Raw genomic sequence first — 9,080 nt, 5'->3', positions numbered from 1 at the left:
TGCTTGAAGAAATCCGACGCTTATCTGAAGTAGGGTCCGGTGACAATGGCAAAGAGGTCACACCCGTTCCCATGCCGAACACGGCCGTTAAGCTCTTTTGCGCCGATGGTAGTTGGAGGCTTCCTCCCGCGAGAGTAGGACGTTGCCGGGCAACAGCAAAGACACCTGAATAGGTGTCTTTTTTTTGTGTGTGTAAGCGCAAGCTCCTCTAAAAGAACGAATACAAAAATTTCCCTTAGGACAAGGGCCAAAAGATGCACCATTAAAAACAGAAGAAAATATCCTATAAATAGACGGAACCACGTCTAGAACCCCAATCCTTGGCGATAATAAAAAAGAGTTACTGGTTGAAGTTTTTCATAAAACTAGCTATAATTAAACCAACAAAAGTCAAATATAGTCAAAGTCAATGGCGGAAAGGGGTTGGTGGAATGCGCAATATTAGTGATTTGATTGAACAATACTTAAAGACAACATTAATGCGAAGCGGCAATGAGCTATTGGAAATTAAACGTAGTGAGTTGGCTAAGCAATTTCAATGTGTCCCGTCTCAAATCAATTACGTCATCAGCACCCGCTTTACTTTGGAAAAAGGCTATATTGTCGAAAGCAAAAGGGGCGGCGGAGGCTACATTCGTATAACAAAAGTTGAATCCCATGAAGACATTGCTTTATTTGAGCACATGTGTCAGCTTATTGGAAGTAAAATAGATCAGCAAACGGCGCAAAACATTGTATTTCGTTTGTATGAAGAGGAAGCCATTACAAGACGGGAAGCTAATTTGATGATGAGCGCATTAGATCGTGCCCATTATAAATCGACAGTTGCCCATAGGGATGAAATTAGAGCGAATGTGCTGAAGGCAATGATTGAGACGCTTAAATACAAAGAAAACGAAACGTAGAAGGAGGGGTGAAAAATGGTCTGCCAAGAATGTAAAGAACGGCAAGCAACTCTTCATTTTACTAAAATTATAAATGGCCAAAAACATGAAATGCACTTATGTGATCAATGTGCACGGGAAAAAGGCGAATCAATTCCAGGGACCGATAGCTTTTCTATACACCATCTATTCTCAGGCCTGTTTAACATGGGTGCCGAACAAACGAGGGAAACAGCCGAACAAAAGAAAAGGTGCCCGAATTGCGGGATGAGTTACGAAAAATTTCTTCATATTGGTCGTTTCGGCTGCGCCCATTGCTACAAAGCGTTTGGCCCTCAATTAAGTTCGGTGTTTAAAAGAGTGCATGCTGGCAATGACACTCACAAAGGAAAAATTCCAAAAAGGATTGGCAAGTCCCTCAAAATTGAAAAACGGCTATTAGAGCTTAAGGCCCTATTAGATACGCATATTCAAAAAGAAGAATTTGAAAAAGCCGCCGAATTGCGTGATGAAATTAAAAAATTGAAAGAGCAAATGGAAGGAGGCGAATAGGAGCTGTGAGCTTGGATCGTTTTCTAAAAAATGCCATTAGCCCTTGGATGAAAAAAGATGGTTCGGATTCGGATATTGTGCTTAGTAGCCGAATAAGGTTAGCAAGAAATATGAGTGCTTTTACATTTCCGATGCTCTCTTCTAAGGAAGAAGCATACGCAGTTGCAAAACATGTAAAAGATGCCTTAGGGGGAACGCAAGGTGACGCCTTAGGTAAAGCTGAAATGTTGGCTATGGAAGATATGCGCACAAATGATAAACGGATGCTTGTCGAAAAGCATTTGATAAGCCCTCATTTGGCTGAGCAATCAAAGTATGGCATGGTGCTTTTAAGCGGCGATGAATCACTCAGCATTATGATTAATGAAGAGGACCATATTCGCATCCAAAGTTTAAGCGCTGGATTTGAGCTTGAAAATTGTTTACAAGCCGCTAATGCGGTAGACGATTGGATTGAATCGCATTTAACTTATGCGTATGACAGCCAGTACGGTTATTTGACTAGCTGCCCAACGAATGTGGGAACGGGCATGCGTGCTTCCGTAATGATTCATCTACCTGCATTAGCGATGACTCGGCAGCTGCAACGAATTTTGCCGGCAATTAACCAATTGGGCTTAGTTGTAAGAGGAATTTATGGGGAAGGCAGCGAAGCTTTAGGTAACCTATTTCAAATTTCTAATCAAATAACGCTTGGAAAAACGGAACAGGATATTGTTGATGATTTACAAGGCGTAGTAAAGCAATTGATACGGCAAGAGCGTGTTGCCCGAGATTCGCTTTTACAGCATTCAAAGCTGGAACTGAAAGACCGTGTTTTTAGGTCTTACGGGATTTTAGCGAACAGTTATATTATTGATTCCAAAGAAGCGACGCGAAGGTTGTCTGATGTGCGCTTAGGAATCGATCTAGGTTTTATTGAAAACACGGCAGGGAAAATTCTAGATGAACTAATGATTTTGACACAACCAGGTTTCTTGCAACAATACGCGAAAACCGTTCTCACTCCTGAGCAACGTGATGAGAGACGGGCAGCTTTAATTCGCGAACGTTTAAAACTAGAACATGAAACAGCCGATTGAATAATTTGGAGGTGGATGGAATGATTTTTGGACGGTTTACTGAACGAGCCCAGAAAGTATTAGCGCTATCGCAAGAAGAGGCAATTCGTTTAAGCCACCATAATATTGGCACTGAACATATATTGCTTGGACTAATCCGCGAGGGTGAAGGGATTGCAGCGAAAGCTCTGCAACAGCTTGGACTTGGCTCCGAAAAATTGCAAAAAGAAGTAGAAACCCTAGTGGGAAAAGGGCAAGAAGGGCAAAAAAGCATTCATAGCACGCCTCATTATACGCCAAGGGCAAAGAAAGTGATTGAGCTGTCTATGGATGAAGCAAGAAAGCTTGGCCATTCATACGTGGGAACCGAACATATATTGCTTGGCCTCATTCGAGAAGGAGAGGGAGTAGCTGCACGAGTCCTTAATAATTTAGGGGTCAGCTTAAATAAAGCGAGGCAGCAAGTGCTGCAGTTGCTTGGAAGCAATGAAGGGGGAAGCTCTTCACAATCAAACGGTGCGGCAACAAATGCCAATACGCCGACATTGGATAGCCTTGCCCGTGACTTAACAGCGATTGCTAGAGAGGAAACGCTTGACCCGGTTATCGGACGTAGCCGTGAAATAGAACGGGTCATTCAAGTGCTTAGCCGCCGTACGAAAAACAACCCAGTGTTAATTGGAGAGCCTGGTGTCGGAAAAACGGCAATTGCCGAAGGTCTTGCCCAAAGCATTGTTGCCAATGAAGTCCCAGAAACGTTGCGCAATAAGCGGGTGATGACACTCGACATGGGGACTGTCGTCGCCGGAACAAAATACCGCGGCGAATTTGAAGACCGGTTGAAAAAAGTGATGGACGAAATTCGCCAAGCAGGCAACGTGATTCTGTTTATTGACGAGTTGCATACATTAATTGGCGCGGGAGGCGCCGAAGGAGCAATTGATGCTTCTAATATTTTGAAGCCATCTTTGGCTAGAGGGGAACTTCAATGCATTGGCGCTACGACACTAGATGAATACCGCAAGTATATTGAAAAAGATGCGGCATTGGAACGCCGATTCCAACCAATTCAAGTTGACGAGCCAACGATTGACGAATCGATTCAAATTCTTTATGGTTTGCGTGATCGCTATGAAGCCCATCACCGTGTTACGATTACGGACGAGGCTGTGGAAGAAGCAGTAAAGTTGTCGGACCGTTATATTTCGGACCGTTTTTTGCCTGATAAAGCGATTGACTTAATTGACGAAGCTGCTTCAAAAGTCCGTCTTCGTTCTTACACAGCTCCGCCAAATTTAAAAGAGCTAGAAGCGAAGCTTGAAGAAACCAGAAAAGAAAAAGACGCTTCTGTCCAAAGCCAAGAATTTGAAAAGGCTGCTTCCTTGCGTGATTCCGAACAACGGTTGCGCGAAGAGCTGGAAGAAATGAAAAATGAGTGGAAGAAAAAGCAAGGTCAAGAAAATACAGAAGTATTGGTTGAAGATATCGCCCAAGTTGTTTCTAGCTGGACAGGAATTCCCGTTTCCAAACTAGCAGAAGAGGAAACGGAACGCTTGTTAAAAATGGAAGCGATTCTCCATGAGCGTGTCGTTGGCCAAGAGGAAGCCGTTAAATCGATTTCGAAAGCGATTCGCCGTGCCCGCGCTGGATTAAAAGATCCAAAGCGGCCAATAGGATCATTTATTTTCCTAGGTCCAACTGGTGTCGGAAAAACGGAACTCGCCCGGGCTGTAGCTGAAACGCTATTTGGCGATGAAGATGCCGTCATTCGGATTGACATGTCTGAGTATATGGAAAAACATGCAACAAGCAGGCTTGTCGGCTCGCCTCCAGGTTACGTCGGCCATGAAGAGGGTGGGCAATTAACGGAAAAAATCCGTAGAAAGCCTTATTCTGTTATATTGCTTGATGAAATCGAAAAAGCGCACCCAGATGTATTCAATTTGCTTTTGCAAGTATTGGAAGATGGGCGTTTAACGGATTCAAAAGGACGGACTGTCGATTTTCGCAATACAGCCGTCATCATGACATCCAATGTTGGTGCCGCCCAGCTTAAGCGCAACAAGTATCTTGGTTTTACGATTGAATCGGAAGGGCAAGAGTACAAAGATATGAAAGACCGTGTCATGTCTGAACTGAAAAACAGCTTCCGCCCAGAATTTTTAAATCGTATAGACGAAATTATTGTGTTCCACTCCCTTGAGAAAAAGCATGTGCGCAAAATTATTACAAAGATGGCCGACCAACTGAAAGAGCGACTTTCAGAGCAAGGCATAGACTTTGAATTGACAGAAGAGGCAAAGGATAAAATCACTGATATCGGTTTTGATCCAGAATACGGGGCACGCCCATTACGTCGGGCTTTGCAAAAAGAAGTAGAAGACCGTTTGTCAGAGGAATTGTTAAAAGGCACGATTGTTAAAGGCCAAAAAGCTGTTATCTATGTGAAAGATGGCGAGCTTGTGGTAGAAGGAAAAGAAAAATCAAGCATTTCCTAATGTGAAGAACCGGAGGCACAACCTCCGGTTCTTTTAAAAAAGAATTGGCGCCCTCGCCTAGTTGCTTTATGCCTCAACATATGCAGTCAATCTGCACCTCTTGTTCATTTACTCCTGTTTTAATTTCAGTTTGTTTTTTTGCACTTAGTGACGTGATTTCATGGAGCTTTTCTTAAAAACCAAGCGTTTCTTTTTGCTTTTTGGTACACTACATGTAGTGAATCAAACGGGGGAATGGGATACATGGCGAAACAAAAAACGAAGTTTGTCTGCCAAGAGTGCGGCTATGAATCGGCAAAATGGATGGGCAAATGCCCTGGCTGCCAAAGTTGGAACACAATGGTAGAAGAAAGAAACATCCTTGAAAAACAAAAAAATCGTAGCTATGTAACTTCCAGTGGTACACGGCAGAAGCCGCAACCGATTACGGCGGTGCAAGGAGAAAAGGAACCGCGTCTAAGCACGACAATGGCAGAACTGGACCGTGTCCTTGGCGGGGGAATCGTTCCAGGTTCACTCGTTTTAGTTGGTGGCGATCCGGGTATCGGAAAATCAACATTGCTCTTACAATTGTCAGCAAAGCTAGCAAACGCGAATGAACGAGTCCTCTATATTTCCGGAGAAGAATCAGTCAAACAAACGAAATTAAGGGCTGACCGTCTTGAACTAGCATCAGAGCAGTTATACGTATTAGCAGAAACAGACATTGCTTTAATTGAAGGGGCTATAGATGAAGTCCAGCCGTCTTTGGTAATTATTGATTCGATCCAAACCGTTTACCAGGACGAGATTACGTCTGCTCCAGGAAGCGTTGCCCAAGTGCGAGAATGTACAGCTGCGTTTATGCGTGTCGCAAAAACAAAGGGAGTGGCTGTATTTATTGTCGGCCATGTTACAAAGCAAGGCTCCATTGCCGGTCCGAAGCTGCTCGAGCATATGGTCGACTCTGTTCTCTATTTTGAAGGAGAGCGGCACCACAGTTACCGAATTTTACGTGCAGTTAAAAACCGATTTGGCTCTACGAATGAAATGGGCATTTTTGAAATGAAAGAGCTTGGCTTAGAGGAAGTGAAAAACCCATCAGAAATTTTTTTGGAAGAACGTTCTCAAGGAGCGGCTGGCTCTGTCGTTGTCGCTTCCATGGAAGGCACAAGGCCTGTTCTCGTAGAATTACAAGCGCTCATTTCGCCTATGGGTTTTGGCAACCCCCGGAGAATGGCAACAGGGCTTGATCATAACCGTGTCTCCCTTTTAATGGCTGTCTTGGAAAAGCGGGCTGGCATGCTTTTGCAAAATCAAGATGCTTATTTAAAAGTAGCTGGAGGCGTAAAGTTAGATGAACCAGCGATCGATTTGGCGATTGCTCTTAGCATTGCTTCAAGTTTTCGAGACCAGCCAACGGAACCGATGGATGTAGCGATTGGCGAAGTAGGGTTGACGGGAGAAATCCGCCGCGTCTCTAGAATTGACCAACGCGTCAATGAAGCCGCAAAACTAGGTTTTAAACGCGTCATCATACCTGAAAAAAACAAAGGCGGCTGGACTGCGCCAGCAGGCATTGAAGTGATTGGCGTGCAGACGCTTGAGCAAGCGATTGAAGTTGTTTTAGGGAGGTAAGAATGGATGGAAGAACGGAATCGAACTGCATTTATCCAAAACTTATTAAAGTTAGTGGCGCCAGGGACGCCGCTTAGAGCTGGGATTGACAATGTACTCCGTGCTAAAACAGGAGGGCTGATTGTCCTTGGTTACAATAGCGAAATGATGAATATTGTGGACGGCGGTTTCTTTATTAATAGCGATTTTTCACCGGCTTATTTGTATGAGCTGGCAAAAATGGACGGGGCTATTATTTTGAGTGAAGACGGCAAACGTATTTTGTATGCCAATACGCAATTAGTGCCGAATAATAATATAAGTTCGAGCGAAACCGGGATTCGCCACCGTTCTGCTGAGCGGGTTGCGAAACAAACGGGCAATTTAACGATTTCCATTTCCCAGCGCCGAAATGTCATCACTCTTTACCAAGGGGAATATCGTTACGCGCTAAAAGACATTGGCGTCATTTTGACGAAAGCCAATCAAGCCATCCAAACGCTTGAAAAGTATAAAGCGGTATTAGACCAAGGAATTACAAATTTAGGAGCGCTTGAATTTGAACAGCTTGTTACTTACAGCGATGTGATTCAAGTCATCCACCGTGTGCAAATGGTGCTGCGGATTAAACAAGAGATCCAAAATTTTATCCTTGAGCTAGGGGACGAAGGCCGGTTAATCACGATGCAGCTAAAAGAGCTTGTTTCCAATACAGAGCAGGAAGCCCTTTATTTGCTTAAAGATTACGCCAAAGAGCGGACGCAAGACGTAAAGAAAACGCTAAAGGAACTCACGACGCTGTTAAACGAAGACTTGCTCGACGAGCAGGCGATTATAAAAGCGCTTGGCTATTCAAGAACAAGCAATTTTCTAGAACAACCTGCATCGCCGCGTGGATACCGAATTTTGCACCGAATTCCACGGCTGCCTTCACAAATCATTGAAAATGTCATTGACGAATACGGTCATCTCTCAAGCGTAATGGTTGCAACTGAAGAACAGCTTGATGAAGTCGACGGCATTGGCGAAGCAAGAGCCAAAATGATTAAGGATGGATTAAACCGCATCCAAGAGCAGCTTTTCGTCGATCGCCACATTTGACAAGGAGTGTTTCACTCCTTAGGAATATGTTTCTTAATATTCAGTAAAAATATTTTTTGCGTGATCTCGTGTTTTTTTATGGGAAATCCAGACTACTAGGTTTGAGAGTTGTAAACTTGTCTATAATAGCTAAAAGGAGGTGTAAGAGTGAATGCTTAATTGGATTGTTCGGATTTTCTTTTTATTAGCGGGAGGAACATTAGGGTTCTTGTTTGTCCCTGAATTCATTGCAGTGATAGCGCTAGAAGTACCGGCGTGGTTGGCTAGTCCTTATACAGGGGCAGTACTCGGTGCTTTGGTCTTATATGGTCTGTCCTTGTTTATTGTCGATCTTATTGTTAATTTCTTTCGGGTTGTCGAGGAAACAATTGTCAAAGCGCCGCTTGCTGATGTGTTATCTGGATCAATGGGCTTAACGGTCGGACTTGTGGCCGGTTATTTTCTCGGAACGCCGTTGAGTGGATTGGATCTGCCGGTTATCAGCAATATTTTGCCTATGTTTATTACCATTCTTTTCGGTTATCTAGGCTTCCAAATCGGCTTCAAAAAACGAGATGAGCTGTTTCAATTAGTTGTCTCTATGCGAGTGCCGAGAGATAAAGAGCGTGACAAAAAGAAAGAAGAGACTGACTCTAATCTCGGTGGCAAACAAATGAAAATTCTTGATACAAGCGTCATTATTGATGGGCGGATTGCTGATATTTGCCAAACCGGCTTTCTAGAAGGCACGCTTGTCATCCCTGGATTCGTGTTAGATGAATTACAGCATATTGCTGATTCTTCTGATGCATTGAAACGAAATCGTGGCCGTAGAGGCCTTGACATACTAAATAAAATACAAAAAGAATTGCCTGTCAATGTTGAAATATATGAGGGCGATTTTGAAGACATTCAAGAAGTGGACAGCAAGCTCGTCAAATTGGCAAAAATCACTTCCGGAATTGTTGTAACCAATGATTTTAATTTAAACAAAGTCTGTGAATTGCAAGGCCTTAAAGTGCTAAACATCAACGATTTGGCCAATGCGGTCAAGCCAGTTGTTTTGCCAGGCGAGGTTCTTAATGTGAATGTCATTAAGGATGGGAAGGAAAACCATCAAGGAATTGCTTACTTAGATGATGGCACTATGATCGTCGTCGAAGGGGGCCGTGATTATATGAATAAACAAATTGATGTCACGGTGACAAGTGTCCTGCAAACAAGTGCAGGGCGGATGATTTTTGCCAAACCTAAATCGCTTGAAAAAGCACTATAGAAAAGTAGTACGAGCAAGACGCTGCACGATCATGCACTGCTTGATATGCTCTTACAGTGAAGGATCAATTCGGTTCTATAGTCTGAAGCCTGGGCCCCTTGGGGTGTAGGCTTTTTGCCTGTTTTTACGCCAT

Annotated in this window: 7 protein-coding genes and 1 rRNA gene; all 8 read left to right on the top strand. The window is 43.6% G+C overall.

What is annotated here, in order from left to right; translation table 11 throughout:
- Window positions 1–35: 35 nt before the first annotated feature.
- The 8 genes from rrf (at window position 36) to N6H06_RS21960 (ending at window position 8,947) form a co-directional block, all read left to right on the top strand.
- A 5S ribosomal RNA gene (gene rrf, locus N6H06_RS21995) occupies window positions 36–151 on the top strand.
- 280 nt (window positions 152–431) lie between these two features.
- On the top strand, window positions 432–905 hold the full coding sequence (locus N6H06_RS21990; protein WP_062751265.1) for a CtsR family transcriptional regulator: 474 nt from the start codon (window positions 432–434) through the stop codon (window positions 903–905).
- 15 nt (window positions 906–920) lie between these two features.
- Complete coding sequence (locus N6H06_RS21985) at window positions 921–1,436, top strand: UvrB/UvrC motif-containing protein (RefSeq protein WP_213029648.1); 516 nt, start codon at window positions 921–923, stop codon at window positions 1,434–1,436.
- Between the two features lie 5 nt (window positions 1,437–1,441).
- Window positions 1,442–2,518, top strand: coding sequence for a protein arginine kinase (locus N6H06_RS21980; protein ID WP_062751261.1), 1,077 nt, complete (start codon window positions 1,442–1,444; stop codon window positions 2,516–2,518).
- A gap of 20 nt (window positions 2,519–2,538) precedes the next feature.
- Window positions 2,539–4,995: an ATP-dependent protease ATP-binding subunit ClpC gene (gene clpC / locus N6H06_RS21975; RefSeq protein ID WP_062751259.1), complete on the top strand. Its 2,457-nt coding sequence runs from the start codon at window positions 2,539–2,541 to the stop codon at window positions 4,993–4,995.
- Window positions 4,996–5,238: 243 nt separating this feature from the next.
- On the top strand, window positions 5,239–6,612 hold the full coding sequence (radA, locus tag N6H06_RS21970) for a DNA repair protein RadA (RefSeq protein ID WP_213029647.1): 1,374 nt from the start codon (window positions 5,239–5,241) through the stop codon (window positions 6,610–6,612).
- Window positions 6,613–6,618: 6 nt separating this feature from the next.
- Entirely contained in the window at window positions 6,619–7,692 is a 1,074-nt protein-coding gene (gene disA / locus N6H06_RS21965; protein ID WP_062751255.1) for a DNA integrity scanning diadenylate cyclase DisA, read from the top strand.
- Window positions 7,693–7,843: 151 nt separating this feature from the next.
- Window positions 7,844–8,947, top strand: a complete 1,104-nt coding sequence (locus tag N6H06_RS21960; protein ID WP_062751253.1) for a PIN/TRAM domain-containing protein — start codon at window positions 7,844–7,846, stop codon at window positions 8,945–8,947.
- Window positions 8,948–9,080 lie beyond the last annotated feature (133 nt).

The sequence above is a fragment of the Shouchella tritolerans genome (genome assembly GCF_025770735.1).
GTDB classification, from domain to species: Bacteria; Bacillota; Bacilli; order Bacillales; family Bacillaceae_D; genus Shouchella; species Shouchella tritolerans.
This window is presented reverse-complemented; position numbering and strand designations above follow the sequence as displayed.

What these genes read in the sequence shown, in the direction of transcription:
- N6H06_RS21990 (WP_062751265.1), top strand. Translation starts at nt 432, where the DNA reads ATGCGCAATATTAGTGATTTGATTGAACAATACTTAAAGACAACATTA.
- N6H06_RS21985 (WP_213029648.1), top strand. Translation starts at nt 921, where the DNA reads ATGGTCTGCCAAGAATGTAAAGAACGGCAAGCAACTCTTCATTTTACT.
- clpC (WP_062751259.1), top strand. Translation starts at nt 2,539, where the DNA reads ATGATTTTTGGACGGTTTACTGAACGAGCCCAGAAAGTATTAGCGCTA.
- radA (WP_213029647.1), top strand. Translation starts at nt 5,239, where the DNA reads ATGGCGAAACAAAAAACGAAGTTTGTCTGCCAAGAGTGCGGCTATGAA.
- disA (WP_062751255.1), top strand. Translation starts at nt 6,619, where the DNA reads ATGGAAGAACGGAATCGAACTGCATTTATCCAAAACTTATTAAAGTTA.
- N6H06_RS21960 (WP_062751253.1), top strand. Translation starts at nt 7,844, where the DNA reads ATGCTTAATTGGATTGTTCGGATTTTCTTTTTATTAGCGGGAGGAACA.